Here is an 18876-nt window from a genome sequence, read left to right on the forward strand (position 1 = left end):
ATCAGGTTCCCGGTGGCCCGCAGGCAGGGGGGGCAAGTCTCAGAAGGCCCGAACGGGGATGCGGACTATTCGTGGGCCCGGAACAACGCACCCATCGCAGTATTGCCGGACAGGACGGCGCAGCCCGTCGACGCGCGGTCCGCGTCCTCGGTATCCCGCGTTCCGTCAGCCACGTTTTCCCAGCCTGCCCCCGCGCGGCGACCCTTCCCCCGCAAGCTGTCGAGCGGGGCGCCGTCACACCAACTTCGTTCCCGCACTGTTGTCCGGTAAAAGGTTCGCGATATGCTTACCCATACAAACCGGATCGCGCCATGAGGCATTTGAGGCTTTGCCAGACCGAGGTATGGGCATGGCTGGGCGTGAGGAAGACCCGCGATTCCGTCACCTTCGCCTAGGTTCGCTTTCCACCGAGGACGACACGGAGCGAATGAGCGAGCTCATCCCGCCGGTAAGGCTTGTTGAGAACCGGGAGATCACCACGCCCGATCACCTGGCCCTCTTCGAGGTTGGCGACGTACCCGGAGGTTAGGAGGACCCTGAGGCCGGGTCGGAGGCGCTGGGCCTCTACGGCAAGCTGCGAACCGTTCATGCCCCCCGGCATCATCACGTCAGAAAACAGGATGTCGATCCGGGCGACGCCCTGGAGATGGACGAGGGCCTCTGCGGCGTTGCGAGCCACGACCACGCGGTAGTGGAGCTCCTCCAGGCTCTCGACGGCCATGCCCAGTACCTGTTCGTCGTCCTCGACCAGGAGCACAGTATCGCCTTCCGTCGCCCGTCGTAGCGGAAGGTTGCCACTGCCGGAGCCTGCCTCCTCGCTAGCCGGTTCCGCGGAGCGGGGGAACAAGAGGTGGAAGGTGGTGCCGGCACCGAGTTCCGTGTCGATGCCGACGAAACCGCCGGCACTACGGGTGAAGCCGTACACCTGCGACAGGCCAAGGCCTGTTCCCTTGCCGATTTCCTTGGTGGTGAAGAATGGCTCAAACACCCGAGCCATGGTCTCCGGGGAGATCCCGCTGCCCTGGTCTGTCACCGATACCTCGACATAGGCTCCCGGCGGGACGCCCCTGTCGGCCACCGCCGCGGTGTCGAGATGCACGTTCCTGCTCCGCACGACGATCCGCGAGCCGCCCCCCTCCATCGCGTCGCGGGCATTGACGACGAGGTTGAGCACCGCCGCCTCGAACTGGGCCGGGTCGATCCGGATCGGGTCGATGGTGGGGTCGAGTTCAAGCAGGAGCTCTACGGCGCCGCCAGCCGCCCGTTCGGCTAGTGGCTTGAACTCGGAGAGAAGGCGGTTGGGGTTGATGGTCTGGGGCCGCAACATCTGCCTGCGGGAAAAAGCCAGAAGCTGCTGGGTGAGTTGTTCGCCGCGCCGCGCCGCGCTCATCGCCGCCTCCGCCAAACGGACGACGCGCTCCGTGTTCTCCGGCTTGCGCAGCATCATGTCGAGGCCGCCCACAATGACCGTAAGTAGGTTGTTGAAATCGTGCGCCACGCCGCCTGTCAGCTGCCCGATGGCCTCCATCTTCTGGGCCTGCCGCAACGCCTCCTCGGTATTCCGCTGGTCGGTCCTGTCGACGACGATGCCCGCCATGCGGACGGGCCTTCCGTCGCCGCCGTACTCGGTTTTACCCTTAGCCGCGATCCAGCGGATCGCGCCGTCGGTCCGTGACATCCGGCATTCCAGGTCTAAAGTCCCAGTCTCGACTGCCTTCGCGAAGGCGGCCTCGACCATGGGTCGATCCTCCTGCACGGCGTGGGCCAGGAAGGTGGCCCTGCCCCACGACGAGACAGGCGTGTCGTAGCCGAAGATCGCGTCGTACCGACTGGAGCGGCGGGTGATGTCGTTGACGAGGTCGAGATCCCACGACCCCATGCCGGCGGAATCGAGCGCGAAGGCCAGGGTCTCGCGCGCCGCCTCGACCTCGCGCGTGCGTTCCTCGACACGACGCTCCAAGGTCTCGTTCGCGATGCGTAGGCGGCCCTGGGCGTCCTCGCGTTCCCGAAGGTGCTGCCGGGCCTGATACTGGCGCCTTCGGACACGGAGAGCTGAGGAGACCGCACTGAGGAGCGTCTCGGCGTTGATCGGGCGTTCCAGTAGGACGACGTTACCGAGGCGTTCGATCACCGCGGCGGCCTTGGCCGTGCGCCGCCCAGCCTGCCGCGTCGCCAGCATGATGAAGGGGAAGTCCGACCAAGGCGGCTGGGACGCTACCCAGGCGTCCAGGGATGCCGCATCGACGTCGAGGAGCGCCTCCTCGGTCACGATGGATGTGGCGGCGGACGAGCAGAGGCCATCAAGCCACTCGGCGCTGTCGGCGCAGACGGTGACGGCGACGCCGGACTTGCCGAGAAGTTGCGCCATGACGACTGCGTCGCGTCCTCGCGGGGCGAGGATCAGGACGCCTTCCACATCGGGAACGGGTGCAGACGTCATACCGCCGACGTCGGCTCTGCGGCGCCCGGGATCAGAGCGACCTTGCCGTCGTAGGTCGGCAATCCGGATAGAATGCCTTGGAAGTCCGAGAGGGCAGTGCCGACCTGGAGGCCGATGGGGGAGAGCTTGAGTTCCCGGATGGTGCGCTCGTGGGAATTGACCCGGCTCTTCACCACCGACAGGGCGGTCCGGACCGCACCGTTGGCCTCGAAGTACCGGAAAAGCAGGATGCCGTCGCTGAGGTAGCTCAGGTCGATGTCGGACCGAACGTCGCCGATCACGCCGTGCTGGCCGAGGACAAGGAGGGTCGTGGCGCCCTTCTGGTTCAGGTAGTTCAGGAGCTCGTGCATCTGCAGGATGAGGTACTCCTCGCCTGGCATGGCGTGGATGTACGCGTTCAGGCTGTCGAACACGATGAAGCTCGCGCCCCGTGTCGCCACGGTGTTGCGCACCCTACAGGCGAACTCGCCAGGCGAGAACTCGGCCGGCTCGATCTCGTCGATGACGAGGCTGCCGCTGGAGAGATGAACGTCAAGATCCATGCCCAGCGCCCTGGCGCGCGTCAGCATGGTCTGGCGGCCCTCGTCGAACAGGAAGTAGGTAGCCTTCTGCCCCCGGTCCAAAGCCTCAAGCATGCAGCGGACCGCCGTGGTGGTCTTGCCGACACCCGAGGGACCGAGCAGCAGGGTGTTGGTCGCAGGCGCCAGCCCTCCACCTAGTAGGAGGTCGAGTTCCTCCGAGCCGGTCGAGGCCGGGGTCATGTCGAACTCCGCGGCGTGGTCGTCCGCGACGAGGCTGGGGAATACCTCGACGCCGCCCGTATCCAGGACGAAGTCGTGAAGTCCGCCGTGGAACTTGACGCCGCGCATCTTGAGGACGTCGAGGCGCCTACGGGACGCCCCGAAGCCGCGCCGGACCTGTTCCAGCATGATCACCCCATGGGCGATGCTGTGGAGCTGGACGTCGGCGGTGCCGTCGTCCAGCAGGAAGACGGTGCATTGCCTGGAGGCGAACATCTGCTTCAGTGCCAGGATCTGGCGGCGGTAGCGAAGCGGATTCTGGGCGAGAAGCCGAAGCTCGGACAGGCTGTCGAATACCACCCGCTGCGGCTTGAGGCTGTCGACCCGGTCGATCACCTCCCGTACGGTCTCACCGAGCTCGACCTCGGAAGGATGCAGCACGGATTGCTCGCTGTCGGGATCGAGACCAAGCTCGTTGACGAGCTCATAGACCTCGATCCCATCGAGGGACCACCCGTGCGTCCCAGCTGCGAACGCAAGCTCGTCGGCACTCTCCGACAGGGTGACGTAAAGGCCCTTCTCCCCCCGCGCGACGCCGTCGAGAAGGAACTGAAGGCCGACCGTCGTCTTGCCGGTCCCAGGCGTCCCCTCGAGCAGGTAGAGGCGTCCGCGCGTCAGGCCGCCGTCGAGGATCTCGTCAAGGCCGGCGATACCCGTCGAGAGGATGTCGCGACCCCTGGGGGCATGCGTCGCGGCAAGTTCTGTCATCAGGCGGCATCCGGTTGGTGGCAACCAAAGCCCGCGTCGTGGGCTCAAAGGTATCTTGGAAAATGCATTCGGACGACAACGCCGGCTTAGCGGTTTAGTCCCATGGCATTCGCCCCCCTTCGTGGCCTGGGCAATTAGTCAGTCTCATCCGCAGAGGGCGGTCGGCTCATTGGTCAAAACCTGACACTTGGTCTTGGCCGATACGAAAACAGATCAGCTCCGCCCGCGATGTTGCGATGCAGCATTTTGCGGTCTCGGTCGTTGTATCACTGCTACCCTCGCATCGCCGCGTGAGGGACGGCACGAGGAGATCCGTCCGCCGGGGGGAACCTCGTTGCTGCCACCCTCGGAAGGCTCCACGATGCGTCTCGCCCCGATCCTCGCGACCCTCACCCTCGTGCTCTCGCCGCTTCCGGCGCTAGCATCGTCCTGCGCCGAGCAGATCGGGACCATCGAGCGCCGTCTCGACAGCGCCGGAGCCGTCCAGGTCACTGGTCTGCAGGACGGCCATAGCGTCCGGACGGGATCACCCCGTGGCGTCGAAGGCGTTCGCACGGGCGCGCCGAGCGACCTCGACATGGTTTCGACGGCCGATCACGTGGCGTCAGCCAGGACTTTGATCATTCGCGCGGCGGACGAGGACCGGCGCGGCGACAAGCGCGCCTGCGAGAACACCATGAGCGAGGCCAAGGGCATGATAGGCGCCCTGCCGTAGGCACCGCATAATGGGCCGGTCCGGGATCGGCCCGGATCGGCCCACCATCGACATGGGAGCGCAAGGTGATGCTGGGACCCGCCGAATTCGAGGACATGCGACTGGACCTTGCCGCCGCCGAACAGGCGGCGTTGTACGATGTCGCCTTCGCCAGCCTGAACCGCCATTGGACTGCCCGCGGTGCGACCTCGGTCGGCAGCGTCTCGCGGATCTGCGAACTCGTCCATGCCCGTGCCGCCGACCGCCCCAGGTCGGATTGGAAGGCCGTCGTGACGGAAGCGACCGGTGAGGCCGGCTTTCATGTCCGATGGGATGGTGACGAAGTCGCGTCGCTTGTTACCTGCCCTTGAGTATCAGTGGATTACGCCAGGAAGCTGCGCCGGACGTCCCGCAACATTGCCAGCGCGTCCATGTCGGCCCACAGCCCTTGCAAGGCATCGGAAGTGTCGAAACCTGTCGCAGCGAGGATCATGGTGGTGACGGCCTGCGCAGACGTTGAGGTCTCCGCATCGACGATGCAGGCGTTCAACTCCGCAAGGCATTCCGGCCGCCGAATACCTGAAATCGGTGTTCTTATGGGCATTGATCGACCCCCGCCGACCAATGTCGACAAATTCTTCTAGCACGAAGCGTTCGTCGCATGTGTAAAACCGTCGGGCGGATTATTCGCCCATCTTGTTAGATTCTTGTCCGCTTCGGACCGGTTCTCGCACTCTCCCTCCGTTTCACGTATGATCGAGCACAATCGAAAGGGCGGGCCTGATGTCGGATAGACGGGAACTCTACCAAAGCCCCAACGGAGACTCCTGGCACCTCGGGCGGGAGCCGACAAATGGTCGGGCGTTCGTCATCCACCAACCCAACGGCCCATCCGGCGGACGGCTCCGCCACGTCGAGCTTGGGGCCTTCCTCAGCGACGGAACGGGCAAGCCCGAGCAGCAGGCGCTTCTGCGCCTGATCGGAACGCTCGTGGACGTTCCCCCTTACGCCGACCGGATGGACGGCAGGGAGCCGACGACGACGCTACCACCCGTGCCCTGACGTCGGAAGTGGCCGTTACGTCCTCGGCATAATGTTCCGGCAGGCTTTCAGGCCGCCTCGGGCACGCCTCGTAACGCAAGAACCGCCTCGGCTTCGAAGAGGGCCGTCACGGCCTTGCCGAGCCTGTTCAGCACGGCCTCGTCCATTATGACTGGGAAGGCTGTTTCCAACGCGCGAGTTGCTCCGACGATGGCCGCTCGCGCAGCCGATGAACGCGGCATACGTCGAATTTTGATGATGGGCATGGGGCATCCTGTGAGGATTCGAGTATGCGCCACGATTGGATATTCGCCTAAGCTTATCGCGGATTGCCCCGCCGACTCGGCCGCCGGCTCGACGGACACGGTCACATCCAACTCCCGTCGTTGATCCGTGCCCTGATCGGCTGCCACTCCGCCAGGGCGTGAGCTTGAGCGATTCCGGCCGCGAGGGCGGCGGAGGCGGAGGGGTAGGAACCCTGGGACTGGTACGGGTGATAGCCCGCCGTCGTGACCGACCATCGGAAGCGGCCCTTCTCGCTCCGGCAGGCCGAGACGGCCACGCTGTGGTTGGGCAACGAGGGAGTGCGCATTGTTATGTCATCCCACGTCGGCGCGTCCCGACCAAGCGGTATCGGTCCTCGCGTAATGGCCTTCGGACAGCCGCGATGCGCTCATTGACACGGCTTGGCTCGGCGATCTTATGAACCTGCCTGCAGGATGAATCCCGTGACAACTGAAACCCCGAGCCCGGCCGCGTGGACGGCGGATCACTTGCGGCTCGCCGTTGACGCGGCGGGAGTGGCGCTATGGTCCTGGAACGTTGACGACGACTCCTTCACGATGGATGCGCGCGGCTACGGCCTCTGGGGGGCACCCCTCGACCGGACGGTGACCTTTGAAGACTTGTCCGGTTTCATCCACCCAGCGGACCGCAACCGGGTGCGCGCGGCCTTCTCGGCGACGCGGGCTCTAATGGGCACCTACGAGATCGACTTCCGCATCATGCAAGGCAAGGACGTGCGCTGGGTCTCGGCACGGGGCCAGGGCAACGACCACAATATCGTCGGCCGGACCATGTTCGGCGTCTTCCTCGACGTGACCGGCCGCAAGCAGGCCGAGGAGGGCCATGAGCTTCTCGCCGGCGAGATGAGCCACCGGGTCAAGAACCTGCTCGCCATCGCAAGCGGCCTGACCGCCATCACTTCGCGTTCGACGACGACCTCCGTCGACATGGCCCGCGAGCTCACGCAACGCCTGACCGCCCTGGACCGGGCCCACGACCTTGTCCGGCCGCTGCCCGGAAGCGAGGGCAAGGCCGCACTCCTCGGCGACCTGATCGCGATCCTTCTGGCGCCCTACGACGACATGGGTGCCTTCAGCGGCCGTATCCGGGTGTCCGTGCCGCGGATGGGCGTCGGCGAGGCAGCGGCGACGACTTTGGCGCTCGTCGTGCACGAACTAGCTACCAACTCCCTTAAGTACGGTGCGCTCTCGGTGCCGACCGGCACCCTCGACGTGTCCTGCTCCTCGCAGGAGTACGTGGTCGTTATCGCGTGGACGGAAAGGGGTGGGCCCGCGGTGGCCGAACCTTCCGGGCCCGGGGGATACGGAAGCAAGCTCCTGGAACGTGCCATGACCCGGCAACTAGATGGCTCGATCCACCGGGAATGGAATACGGCCGGCGTCGTCGCCACCCTCACGATGAACAAGGCTTATCTCGCTTCCTGAAATGGCCTGTCCGGACAGCCGGTAGACATGCGGAGTGGGCCTGAATCCGAAAAAAGGCCGGTCTTGCCCTATTTACCGGCAACCTGATTGGTTTGCTGCGTACGAACGGTGCGTCACGCGCACGTAGCCGATCAGGCTGCAGAGAGGGATTGACCCGAACCCTTCCGGAACGAGGTGAAGCGGTCCTGCTCGTCAAGCGGCACGTTCATGACGCAGCTTAGCCCAGCGGCGTCGAAGTCGAGGTGCACCGTTCCGCCGAGCTCGTGGCTGATGCCACCGTTGATCAGGCGCGTGCCGAACCCCTTGCGGCGCGGCACCGCGACGGCCGGCCCGCCGCTCTCGCGCCATTCCATCGCGAGCCTGCGGGCGCCGCCCTCCGTTGTCGCCACGCGCCACGTGATGTCCACGCGCCCCGCCTCATCGGAGAGGGCCCCGTACTTGGCGGCGTTAGTGGTGAGTTCGTGCAGCGTCATGCCGAGAGCCAGAACGTAGCGCGGCGGCAAGACGATGTCGGAACCGTCGATACGGAACCGGTCCTCGCCGCCATCGCGAAAAAGGGCGAGCTCGTTCTCCAGTACCGTCCGCAGCGACGCCCCGGCCCAGTCATCGCGCGAGAGCAGGTCGTGGGTCTTCGAGAGGGATATGATGCGTCCCTCCAGCCGCTCGCCGGTCTCGTCGGTCCGGCGCGACTGGCGTGCCAGAGACTGCACGGTGGTGAGCGTGTTGCGGACCCGGTGGTTGAGCTCGTGCAGCATCATAGTCTGACGCTCCTGCAGGATGTGGCTCCGCGAGATCTCGGAACGTAGCTCGCCTTCATGCTTCTGCAGCGAGATCGCCATGGCGTCGAAGGCCTCGCCGAGCCGGCCGAACTCCGAGGGTCCCGAGAGCCCGGACCGCGCGCCGAGATCGCCGAGCCGCCAAGCGGAGGCAGCCCGCAGCAGGCGCTGCACGGGACGACGTATGAAGGCGCGCCCGGCAAGGAACGCCGCGACGAGGGCCCCGAGGGCACTCAGGATGATAAGGATCACGCCTCGCTGCGTGGCCGCGTCGATGTCCGCGAAGGCCGCCGCGGGCGAGAGACCGACGGCGACTGTGACGGCATCGAGGTCGTCCGGCGTCTCGGCGGCGATGCCCGTGATCCGCATGTTCCCACGCAGGCCAGGTAGGTCCATGACTTTGCCCCGGTTCCCGGAGACCGCCGACCAAAACGCTGGCGGAAGCGGTTTGCCGACCCACTCGGCGTGATCGGGCAACCGGAGCAGGATGGAGCCGTTCCGGTCGGCGACGGTCAGGGTGGCGTCCGGAGGGAGCCCGGCCCGTGCTTGGTGTCCGGCGAGGTGATCCAGATCAATGCTCGCTACTACGACTCCGACCGGTCGACCATCGGGTCCTGGTATGGCCTGGGCGAACTGCCAGGTTGGCCGCTTGGTGATTCGCCCGGTCACGAACCCTCCGACGGTGAACCCACCCGTCCGCATCGCGTCCTGGAAGTAGCCGCGGTCGGCCAGGTTGTACGCGCCACGCGCCGTTCCGAGGGTGTTGCAGACGATGCTGCCGTCCGTGTCCGCCACCCCGAAGAAGAATGCGCCCGGCACCTTGCCGAGCAAGGTTCTGAGGTAGGCCGTGCAGCTCTCCGGGTCCTTACCCTGGATCTCCGGCACCTCGGCGAGGATGCCAAGGACCTGCCGGGTGCCGCGCCCGAACTGCCCCAGGTCGGCGGCGACGCTGCGGGCGGCGCGCATCGCCTCGCCACGCACGGCCTCGCCCCGCGCGGAGCGAAGCGCGTACTCGTTGTAGCCCTGGATGGCGAGAGCGGGCATGAGCGCGAGCGCGACAAGCCCTATGATGCGTTTGGTCAGCGACATGGATGGATTAACCCAGCGCCCTGGCTTCGCGGGACGTGCATCGAGGCTCAGCGCCCCGAGACATGGGGTGGCCTACGCCTCCGGCGAGGGCCATGAATGCTATGTCTATGGGGATCCGCACGTTAGGCTGCGGCGACATCGAGGATCTCCTGCATCGAAGCCAGGGGGGCCTCCAATCGGCAGACGAGGCCTGTTGGCGCGTAGGTGAGCTTGACCTCCCCGCCGACCTCAGCCGCGAAGCTCCGCTCGATCAGACGCGAGCCGAAACCTTTCCGGGATGGCTGGGTGAGGATGGGCGGGCCCCCTTGCTCGGACCAGGTCAGGCAGAAGCGCGGGGCGTCGCTCTCGTGCACCACGTGCCAGCGCAGGTCGATGACGCCCGTATCGTTGGAAAGCGCCCCGTACTTGGCCGCGTTCGTCGCAAGCTCGTGCAGGGACAAGGCAAGCGACAGGGCGGCCTTGGCTGCCAGGAGGACGTTGGGTCCGCTCGTACGGAGGCGTCCGCCCGCCGCCCCGACATGCACGCCGAGCGCCCCGTCCACCACCTCCGCGATGGGGGCTGCCGTCCAGCTGGCCGCGGTTAGGATGTCGTGCGCACGGCCGAGCGAGATCAGCCGGGCGGCGAACGCTTCCCGCATCTCGTTGACGTCGGTCGATCCGCGCAGGGTCTGGCTAGCGATGGCCTGTACCAGGGCAAGCGTGTTCTTCACCCGGTGCTGCAACTCACCCGTGAGCAGGCGCTGGTGCTCCTCGGCCTTCCTACGCTCCGAGATGTCGAGCATGGCGCCGATCATCCGAACCGCTTGCCCGGCTCCGTTACGGATGACGTAGCCCCGGTCGAGGACGTAGGCGTAGGAGCCATCCGCGCGAAGGAAGCGGTACTCGTCGGTCCAGGCCGTTCCGGTGCTGTCGATGATCGTATGGATCGATGCGTCGATGCGTCCGCGGTCCTCGGGATGGATGTGCCCGATCCACCAGTCGCCGGTCGGTTCCACGGCCTCCGGCGAATGGCCGTAGGCCGCCTGGAGCGCGTCGTTCCAAAGGACCTCGTTGGTGGCGAGGTTCCAGTCCCAGATCGCGTCGTTGGTGGCGCGGGAGGCCAGTCGGTAGCGCTCCTCCGTCTCGCGCAGGGTCTGCTCGGCCTGCCGGGCCTCGGTGATATCGCGCGCCGTTCCGATGAGGCGAAGCGGTCGCCCGTCCTCGAACAGGGTCTGCCCCTTGGCGGAGACCCAGCGCTCGATCCCGTCCTCCGGAGCGATGGTGCGGTAGATGATGTCGTAGACGCCGTCGCCCTCCGGATCGATGGCGGCGGTGACCGCCGCGTCCGCCCTCTCGCGGTCGTCCGGGTGCAGGCGGGCGAGGTAGACGTCGAGGTCGACGTGGGCATCGGGCCCCAGGCCGAAGAAGGAGCGCGTGCGCACGTCCCACTTCAGCACGTTCGACACGAGGTCGAAGTCGAAGATACCCGTACCCGTCGCCTCGACCGCGAGGCGCAACTGCTCGCGTGTCTCGCGAAGGACTTCCTCGACTTGGCGGCGGTCATGAATGTCGCTGGTATTCCCGAGCCAGCCCACAATCACTCCGGCGCCGTCCCGTATGGGCTCCGCCCGGATCAGGAACCAGCGGTAGGTCCCGTCCGCCCGACGGAGGCGTGCCTCGGTGTCATAGACGACCTCGCCCGTGCGCGCTGTCTCCCAGGCCTCCGTCAGCCCGGGCAGGTCGTCAGGATGGATCACGTCGGCCCATCCGGATGGCAGCGCCTGCTCCGGCGTCTGCCCCGTGTAGGCGTACCAGCGGTCGTTGAGATAGCTGAGGCTACCGTCGGGGTCGCCAAACCAGATGACGGTCGGCGCGAGCTCAGTGAGGGTCTGGAACCGCTCTTCGGCCACCTTGCGCTCGTGGATATCGAGGGATGTGCCGATCCAGCTGCGCACGGCTCCGTTGGCGTCGCAGACCGGCCGCGCCCGGGACAGGAACCACCGATACCGTCCATCGGCGCCGCGCAGCAGGAACTCCACTTCGTAAGGCTGCCCCGATCCCGTCGCCGCCAGCCAAGCCCGGCGCGTCGGTTCACGATGTTCGGGATGGATCACGCCCATCCAACTCGTCTCCCCTGTCTCGTCCGCGGGCAGGCCGGTGTAGTTGTACCAATAAGCGTTGCAGTAGGTGACGTTACCGTCGGCGTCTCCGAACCAGACCACCTGGGGGCTGACCTCGACGAGGGAGCGGTAACGAAGCTCGCTCGCCTGCAGCGCCGCGGCGGTCTCACGCTGCTCGGTGCGGTCCCGCAGGATCATGAGGAATCCGACAGTTCGCCCGTCGTCCGATCTCAGGGGCATCATCTCGCCCGACGCCCAGAACCGGCTGCCATCCTTGCGCATGTGCCAGCGCTCGTTGGGCGCGCTGCCATTCTTCGCGGCCAGCCCCATCTCTGCGTCCGGCCGTACGTTCGCGCGGTCCTCGGGCGTGAAGAACGCGTCTACCGCCTCACCCAGCATCTCTGCCTGCGTCCAACCGAGGGTACGCTCCGCACCTGTGTTCCATCGGGTCACACGGCCGTCGATGTCGGTGGACACGATGGCATAGTCCGTCGCGCTGTCGAGGATGCGCTCGTGAAGGAGGCGTTCTTCTTCCTGGGCATGCAACGACCGCCGCAGCTCCATCTGTGCCATGGTCTGGCGGGCGAGGCGGGCGAGGCCCTTGCGCTGGCGCTCCGTCAGTTCATGCGGCTTGGTGTCGAGGACGCAGACCGTGCCGATGGGATGGCCTTCGGCGGTTTTGAGAAGGGCACCGGCGTAGAAGCGCAGGCCAGGGTCCCCGGTGACGAGCGGGTTGCCCGCGAAGCGCGGATCGCGGGTCGCATCGGGAACGTACAGGAAGTCTTCCTGCAGGATCGCCTGCCGGCAGAACGATGTCTCCAATTGGGTTTCGCGTACGCCTAGGCCGACCTCGGCCATGAAGAACTGGCGCCCGTCCCCGATCAGGTTCACCACCCCGATGGGTACGTCGCACAGTTCGGCTGCGGCCTCGGCGATCTCGTCGAAGTCCTGTTCCCGCGGCGTGTCAAGCAATCGGTAGCGGTCGAGTGCACGAAGGCGTTCGACCTCCTCGTCACTCATTTTAGCGCGATCCATGGGAGGGTTAGGCTCAAGCGGCCTGGATCGTTCCGATCAATGAGGATTCCAGCGTCTGAGGCAACCACAATCGAGCTTTCCTGTCCTACGCCCGCCGGGGACACCCTCACGGGCTCCGGAGCGGTATCCCAATGCTGATCCGTAGCCCGTCCGCGTCCGCCGCGACGTCGACGTCCGCACGCGTTTGCGCGGCGAGGATTTTATTGATCAGCCGCATGCCGAACCCCACTGGGTAGGCAGCGCCGGCGGCGGACCGTCGTGCTCGTTTCAGACCCAGGCCAGCCGCCTGGCTTCCACGCGGGATCATCGACGGTCCCGCTCACCGTGACACAACCGTCCGGATGCGCCAGGGCTCCGTGCCGGAGGGCGTTAGTGGTCAGCTCGTGCAAGGCCATGCCGACTGGCACCGCGAGTTCGGATGGGAGCCTCACGGCCGGTCCCCGACGCGTGATGCGTCCATTCTCTTTAATACGGATCGAGCTCGGCCCTGAGCAGGCCCTGGAACGAGACGACCGGAGCCTGATCCTCCTTGATGAGGGCATGAGTCCTGGCGAGCGAGACTATGCGACCGGTGAAAGCCCTGCCGAATTCGGGAAGCGAGACGGCCGAGCGCATAGTCGCGTTCAAGATGTAGACGAACGGCCGCTTTTTCGATTTCATCTCGTCAAGCGGACAGACCGCATTCCACCCAACCCAGACGTGGAGTGGACGGACGGATCCCGACCCAACCCAGACGCCTAGACCGCCGTCATCGCTTCTTCGAAGCGGACGTTTGTCGGCCATCCGGTAACTTCAGCTTGGGGTGGGAGACGGACCCTGAAGCTTCGTTCCGAAGCGGACGTTCCGCCTCCGACCTTAGGGTGCCGTAGGAGCTGCCCAACGCCATTTTCAGTAAACGGACGATTGTCGCTTCGAAGAATGATACCGCGACAATCCGAAAGTTGAGGATAAGCGCGCTGTGTTCAGGCTTCGGCAACGATCCACATCCCATTCAGGAGATGTTCGTATCACGGGTATCGTCAGAATGCCCTGATGCATAAGGGGGGCTACAAAGCCTGGAATACCGACTGATGCGGGCACTCGTCCTCGACGACGCCGAGATGAACAACCTGCTGGTGGTCGCCGCTCTGCGACCCATCGCAGGATGTATAGCGCACGACTTCACCGTGCCAGCGGATGCGCTCGACTTCGCTCGGTTACACGCGGCCGAGATCGGCGTCGTGATCACCGACTACGACATGCCCGGCATGAACGGGATGGAGTTCATCCGGGCGGTCCGGAGCATTCCGGAGCTTGCCAACGTCCCGACCGTCATGGTCACCAGTCTCGATCAGCGCAAACTGCGGCGCGAGGCCCTTGAGGCCGGCGCCACCGACTTCCTGACCAAGCCCGTTGACCCGGTCGAGGTTTGTGCCCGCGTCACGAACCTGCTTGCACTCTCGAAGGCGCATCGAGCCCTTCAGGACCACGCCGCACAGCTCACCCGAGAGGTCGCCGCCGCTGTCGCCCTGGTCGAGGATCGTGAGCGGGAGATCATCTCCACGCTGATGCGAGCGGCCGAGAGTCGGGACACAGACACCGGCGACCATATTGCCCGGGTCTCGGCGTCCGCGGGGCGGATCACGCGGGCCCTCGGCCTTGCGCCCGACGAATGCCGTTTGATGAGCTTGGCGGCGACTATGCACGATGTCGGCAAAATCGCCGTGCCGGATGCCATCCTGCTCAAGCCAGGCCTGCTCACACCCGAGGAACGTCGGGAAATGGAGCTGCACGCCGAACGGGGCCAGCGCATTCTCGGAAGCAGTGCTTCTGCCGTCATGCGGCTGGCCGCGGAGATCGCTGCCACCCACCACGAGCGCTGGGACGGCACTGGCTACCCCTATGGCCTGCGGGGCGAGGCGATCCCCCTTGGGGGCCGCATCGTCGCCGTTGCCGACGTGTTCGATGCCCTCACCTCTGAGCGCCCCTACAAGCAGGCTTGGTCTCACAGCGACGCGTTTGCCCACCTGCGCGAACAGGCGGGCAGCCATTTCGACCCGCGCTGCGTCGACGCCTTCCTGAAGGCCCACGGCCAGCCGCTCCTAACGGCTCGTTCGGCGGCGGATGAGAGCCAGGACCGCGACGTGGTCCGGCTCGCATCGTGATCCGTTGTCCCGCGACCCGAGCCCGATACGCGAAGATCGCATCTATCGTCTTCAGTCCTTGGAAACCTGCGCAAGAGTTGACGGTGGCATGATAATCAGCAGTGTCCGACACCTCCTTGTACGATTGAGGCGCGACGAGCGTGGCGGTATCCTGGTTCTCGTCGCCTTGCTGTTTCCGATCCTGACCGGCCTGAGCGCCGTGGCGATCGACTACGCCTCCCTGGTTAAGCGGCGGGCCGAGCTCCAGCGCGCCGCCGAGACGGAAGCGGAGCTGGCGACGCTTCGAGCAACTGGGATCGAGCTATTTCAGGGTTCTCTCTTCGCGAAACCAGCCGTGGCCAGTCTACCGGTGGCGTGGTTCCCTCAGCCTGACGACGTGGGTTCAAGCCCTACATTGGCTGCCACCGCCGCGATCTCTGCACACGCAGCTTGAGCAGCACAGAACAGGTAAGGCGCTGCCATGCACTCCTTCGAAGCCATCAGCCTTGATGCACTCGATACCATGGGGACCGAACAGCTCGATACCCTGCCTTTCGGGGTTGTTGGCCTGACGTCAGAGGGTCTTGTTGAGATCTACAATGCGACGGAGGAGCGACTTGCAGGCCTGCCTCGCGAGGGCGTGATCGGCACGCACTACTTCTCCGTGACAGCTCAGTGCATGAACAACTTTATGGTGGCGCAGCGCTTCGAGGATGAAGCGGAGATCGACGCAGTCATCGATTACGTTTTGACCTTACGTATGCGCCCGACCCCTGTACGTCTTCGTCTCCTGAAGGCGTCTGGAAAGGAACGGCACTTCATCCTCATTCAACGCTGACCGAGGCTGCCATGACCTCCGAGCTCGAAGCCGAGAACGCGGCTCTGCTGCAGTTCCTCTATGCGTGTCCGGCTGGCCTGATCGAATTTTCAGCGTCAGGCGGCATCGGCATGGTCAATCCGGCCGCCATGAACCTTCTGCTTCCGATTGCGGGACGTCCTTTTGTCACCAATCTCTTCGAGGTCATGGAGGGCTGCGCCCCCGAACTTCGCAACATGATCCAGCGGTTCGAGCCCGCTCATGGTGCGATCTGTGACGGTCACCGCATCGTTACCGGTCGCGGAGACCGATCGCTCGTTCTGGCCTGCAGCATCGTGAAGCTGACCCAAGAGCGTTACATCACGACCCTGACAGACGTAAGCGAGCAAGTCGCCAGAGAGCGGCGCTTGAAGCAAGCGGAAGCGTGGTTTGCATCCCTCCTTGACGGCGTCGATGACGTGGCCGTGCTCTCGCTCGATGCGAACGGCTGCATCGACGCAGTCACAGGGTCGGCTTTGCGTCAGACAGGCTTCGCTGAGACCGAGTTGCTGGGGCGACGGTTCGAGGCCTTCGACCGCCCGGACCGAGCCTCGGCGATGCCGTTACCCGGCGAGGCCATCGCGATCGCGCGCCGCGACGGTTGGCACTTGCACGAGGGCTGGCATGCCCGCGCGGATGGCGGACGATACTGGTGCCAGCGCCTCGTTGCCGTGCGTGATCACGCAGAAGCGCCTTCGGCGGGCTTTACCCTGGTGATGCGGGCGGTGACGCGGCAGGGAAAGGACGCCGCCGATCTGCGAAGGATGCTGACCCGTGACCACCTCACAGGTGCCAGCAATCGAGCGCACTTCTTCGAAGCGGCGGAACGTCAACGCGTGAGATCGCTCCAGGGCGGGGAATCGATGGCCGTCATCGTCCTCGATGTCGATCATTTCAAGCGCGTGAACGATGGGTATGGTCACGCGGCCGGCGACACGGTGCTTCGTGAAGTGGCGCGACGTTGCGAGGCCGAACTGCGCCCGGAGGACATCTTCGCACGCCTCGGCGGCGAGGAATTTGTAGCGCTCCTGCCAAGCGCCACCCTTGAAATGGCGGTTGTGGCGGCCGATCGTCTGCGCATGTCACTTGCCGGCAAAACCATAGATTGCGGCGAGGCCCAACTGAGTATCACCGCGAGCTTTGGTTGCAGCACCCTCGACGCGGCCCCTGCCGCAACCCTCGCTGAACTCCTCGCTGCGGCCGACGCGGCCTTGTATCAAGCCAAACGCAGCGGCCGTAATCGGGTCGTCTCATTCAAAGCCGATCAGGTCGCCGCCTGATCGGACTGGACCCGTTGATGCTTTCCCGTTCTTCGCTCAAGACCGTTCTGCAAAGCCTTCTCAACGTAGAGCTCCTCGCTGCGCGTGGCCGCGGCAATCCAGGTGCACGACTACCGACCCATCTACCGCCGGAGTGGCCCGAGGCCACACGCATCGGAAGCGATACGACTTCCAGCCTCGGTTGCGACTCGCTCGAGGTTTTGTGGCTCGCATCAGCCGTCAATGAGATGTTCCACCTGCACGAGGCGAGCGGCGAGGAGAAACTGCTTTCCGATGCGACGTTCGGCGATTGGATCAATCGCATTGAGGCGGCTTGGCGATCTGGCGTCGCGATGGTCACCTTCACGACCTCCGGAACGACGGGGCAGCCGAAGCGATGCCCACACGCGGCTGAGGCCTTGCACGTGGAAGCTTCGTTCCTCGCAGACCTGTTTCGAGACAGACGCCGCATCGTTTCCCTGATACCGAGCCATCATGCCTATGGCTTCCTCTTCACGGCGCTTCTGCCCGACGGGCTCGGAGTCCTCCACCTCGATGCAACACGCTTCGACGCGGCAGAACTGAGCCTTCGGCTTGAACCAGGCGACCTCCTCGTCACCTTCCCCGATCGCTGGCGATGGCTGGAGCGCTCCATCAGAGCGTGGCCGCCTGACGTCGAGGGCGTCGTCTCTACAGCCCCGTGCCCCCCAGATTTAATTGGATCGCTCTGTGAGAGCGGCCTCGCGGCAATGACGGAAGTGTATGGGTCCTCCGAGACGGCAGGCGTGGCCGTGCGACGCTGGCCGGAGGCGACGTACAAGCTCATGCCGCATTGGTGCTTCGTCGAACCTGTCTGCGAGGATCTTCCAGAGATCATCCATCAGAACGGACAACGCTTTCCCCTCCCAGATCGCATCAGCCATCAGGATCGAGGTCATTTTCAGCTGGCGGGTCGCCTGGACGGCGCTGTGCAGGTTGGGGGCATCAACGTGTTTCCCAACCGCGTCGCGGATCGCCTTTCTAAGCAACCCGGTGTCCGTGAAGCAGCTGTTCGCTTGATGCGTTCCGATGAGGGCACTCGCTTGAAGGCATACATAGTACCTGAACCTGAAATCGATCTTACTACGCTACGATCAGACCTCCGAGTATGGATTGAAGCTGAGCTGGCCGTGGCCGAAAGGCCAATGGCCATCACTTTTGGCACCAGCCTTCCAATTGGCATGATGAGTAAAGCGGCCGACTGGTAACGAATGATCCATGGCGAACTGCTCGCCAGGATGCCGAGCAGCTGTTGCGGAGTTCAAGGGCCAGCCGCCGAAACAGCCAACCTAGAAATAATATCGTAGCCTAACCTTAAAGCTGCCCACAATCTGCGTTCGATGCCGAGATCCGGGCTGTGAAAATCCAATTGGATACTCGACACTAACAAGCTATGCGCTCGGCGTAGACGTAGCCTCCGCGAGGTATGCCGGTGGAGATGCAGCTTGGATGACTGGGGCTGGTGGTTTTGGACGTTCCGCTTTTGGAGGACCGATGCATCGAAGCCGACCTCAACGCGAGGATTGCTCTCACCAATTGCAGGGCATCGGAACATCCGCTGATAAGCGCTTGTTCGCACTCCCGCGACATGCTTTCTTCCCTCGCTAGCCTATGGCTCTCAGAGCGTTGAACGCATACGACATGCCAAATCTTGCGCAGAACAAGGCGAACGTGATCGCGTTCTATGAGCTGATGTTTAACGATTGCCGTCCACGCGAGGCTATCGAGCAATATGCCGGCGAAACTTACATCCAGCACAACCCACACGTAGCTACGGGCAAGGACGGATTCGTTGCCTATTTCGAGCGTATGTCGCGTGAGTGGCCGGGCAAGCGAATAGAGGTCAAGCGGGCAATTGCGGAGGGCGATCTGGTTGTGTTGCACTGCCTTCAGCACTGGCCGGGTAACCATGACTATGCGGCGATTGATATTTTCCGTCTCGACAGCGAGGGTAGGATCGTTGAGCACTGGGACGTGCTGCAGATCCTGCCTGATGCCTCGGCCAATCCGAACGGGATGTTCTAGATCTCGGATGCCGCATGCGCGGCGGAAGTCCGCAATCCGTTTCTCATCCTAAGCCGAATGTCCGTCGTCAGATGATTTGGGACATTCAGCGGTGTTCAGGAGCGGAGGCTCTGGTCCATCTGGGGTGAGAGGTTAGGCAGCCTGCGCGTGATGGCGCAAGCG

Annotated in this window: 17 protein-coding genes; 9 read left to right on the forward strand and 8 right to left on the reverse strand. The window is 64.6% G+C overall.

The window, feature by feature from the left end; translation table 11 throughout:
• Positions 1 to 391: 391 nt before the first annotated feature.
• Together ASF58_RS15170 and ASF58_RS15175 are read right to left on the reverse strand one after the other, a co-directional pair.
• Entirely contained in the window at positions 392 to 2440 is a 2049-nt protein-coding gene (locus tag ASF58_RS15170) for a hybrid sensor histidine kinase/response regulator (RefSeq protein ID WP_055954021.1), read from the reverse strand.
• Positions 2437 to 3948 carry an ATPase domain-containing protein gene (locus tag ASF58_RS15175; protein ID WP_055954022.1) on the reverse strand — a complete coding sequence of 504 codons (1512 nt, stop codon included), beginning with the start codon at positions 3946 to 3948 and terminating at the stop codon, positions 2437 to 2439. Before ASF58_RS15175 ends, ASF58_RS15170 begins: the two co-directional genes overlap by 4 nt.
• A 361-nt stretch (positions 3949 to 4309) precedes the next feature.
• Here ASF58_RS15175 and ASF58_RS15180 point away from each other — a divergent pair, with 361 nt between their 5' ends.
• Together ASF58_RS15180 and ASF58_RS15185 are read left to right on the forward strand one after the other, a co-directional pair.
• Positions 4310 to 4663, forward strand: a complete 354-nt coding sequence (locus tag ASF58_RS15180; RefSeq protein WP_055954025.1) for a hypothetical protein — start codon at positions 4310 to 4312, stop codon at positions 4661 to 4663.
• 68 nt (positions 4664 to 4731) lie between these two features.
• Complete coding sequence (locus ASF58_RS15185) at positions 4732 to 5013, forward strand: hypothetical protein (RefSeq protein ID WP_055954028.1); 282 nt, start codon at positions 4732 to 4734, stop codon at positions 5011 to 5013.
• Positions 5014 to 5024: 11 nt separating this feature from the next.
• Here the strand turns inward: ASF58_RS15185 and ASF58_RS25905 are convergent, their stop codons facing one another.
• From ASF58_RS25905 to ASF58_RS15195, 3 genes are all read right to left on the reverse strand, one after another.
• A complete protein-coding gene (locus ASF58_RS25905; protein ID WP_156375697.1) occupies positions 5025 to 5192 on the reverse strand; it encodes a hypothetical protein in 168 nt (55 codons plus the stop codon).
• A gap of 559 nt (positions 5193 to 5751) precedes the next feature.
• On the reverse strand, positions 5752 to 5949 hold the full coding sequence (locus tag ASF58_RS25910; RefSeq protein ID WP_156375698.1) for a hypothetical protein: 198 nt from the start codon (positions 5947 to 5949) through the stop codon (positions 5752 to 5754).
• 101 nt (positions 5950 to 6050) lie between these two features.
• Entirely contained in the window at positions 6051 to 6275 is a 225-nt protein-coding gene (locus ASF58_RS15195) for a hypothetical protein (protein ID WP_055954034.1), read from the reverse strand.
• Between the two features lie 136 nt (positions 6276 to 6411).
• Here ASF58_RS15195 and ASF58_RS15200 point away from each other — a divergent pair, with 136 nt between their 5' ends.
• On the forward strand, positions 6412 to 7413 hold the full coding sequence (locus ASF58_RS15200; RefSeq protein WP_244477348.1) for a sensor histidine kinase: 1002 nt from the start codon (positions 6412 to 6414) through the stop codon (positions 7411 to 7413).
• Positions 7414 to 7544: 131 nt separating this feature from the next.
• Here ASF58_RS15200 and ASF58_RS15205 read toward each other — a convergent pair whose 3' ends face one another.
• The 3 genes from ASF58_RS15205 to ASF58_RS27625 form a co-directional block, all read right to left on the reverse strand.
• Positions 7545 to 9278, reverse strand: coding sequence for an HWE histidine kinase domain-containing protein (locus ASF58_RS15205; RefSeq protein WP_055954040.1), 1734 nt, complete (start codon positions 9276 to 9278; stop codon positions 7545 to 7547).
• 122 nt (positions 9279 to 9400) lie between these two features.
• Entirely contained in the window at positions 9401 to 12397 is a 2997-nt protein-coding gene (locus tag ASF58_RS15210; protein ID WP_055954043.1) for a PAS domain S-box protein, read from the reverse strand.
• Between the two features lie 480 nt (positions 12398 to 12877).
• Positions 12878 to 13195, reverse strand: coding sequence for an HWE histidine kinase domain-containing protein (locus ASF58_RS27625; protein WP_348271597.1), 318 nt, complete (start codon positions 13193 to 13195; stop codon positions 12878 to 12880).
• Positions 13196 to 13482: 287 nt separating this feature from the next.
• Here ASF58_RS27625 and ASF58_RS15220 point away from each other — a divergent pair, with 287 nt between their 5' ends.
• The 6 genes from ASF58_RS15220 (at position 13483) to ASF58_RS15245 (ending at position 18714) form a co-directional block, all read left to right on the forward strand.
• A complete protein-coding gene (locus tag ASF58_RS15220) occupies positions 13483 to 14556 on the forward strand; it encodes an HD domain-containing phosphohydrolase (protein ID WP_055954049.1) in 1074 nt (357 codons plus the stop codon).
• A gap of 88 nt (positions 14557 to 14644) precedes the next feature.
• A complete protein-coding gene (locus ASF58_RS15225) occupies positions 14645 to 14989 on the forward strand; it encodes a pilus assembly protein TadG-related protein (protein ID WP_055954052.1) in 345 nt (114 codons plus the stop codon).
• Between the two features lie 27 nt (positions 14990 to 15016).
• Entirely contained in the window at positions 15017 to 15373 is a 357-nt protein-coding gene (locus ASF58_RS15230) for a hypothetical protein (RefSeq protein ID WP_055954055.1), read from the forward strand.
• An 11-nt stretch (positions 15374 to 15384) separates the two neighbouring features.
• Entirely contained in the window at positions 15385 to 16671 is a 1287-nt protein-coding gene (locus ASF58_RS15235; RefSeq protein ID WP_055954058.1) for a sensor domain-containing diguanylate cyclase, read from the forward strand.
• A gap of 17 nt (positions 16672 to 16688) precedes the next feature.
• Positions 16689 to 17897, forward strand: a complete 1209-nt coding sequence (locus tag ASF58_RS15240; protein ID WP_156375699.1) for an AMP-binding protein — start codon at positions 16689 to 16691, stop codon at positions 17895 to 17897.
• A 433-nt stretch (positions 17898 to 18330) separates the two neighbouring features.
• Positions 18331 to 18714 carry a nuclear transport factor 2 family protein gene (locus ASF58_RS15245; protein WP_055954070.1) on the forward strand — a complete coding sequence of 128 codons (384 nt, stop codon included), beginning with the start codon at positions 18331 to 18333 and terminating at the stop codon, positions 18712 to 18714.
• Positions 18715 to 18876 lie beyond the last annotated feature (162 nt).

It is taken from the genome of Methylobacterium sp. Leaf125 (assembly GCF_001423085.1).
GTDB lineage: Bacteria > Pseudomonadota > Alphaproteobacteria > Rhizobiales > Beijerinckiaceae > Methylobacterium.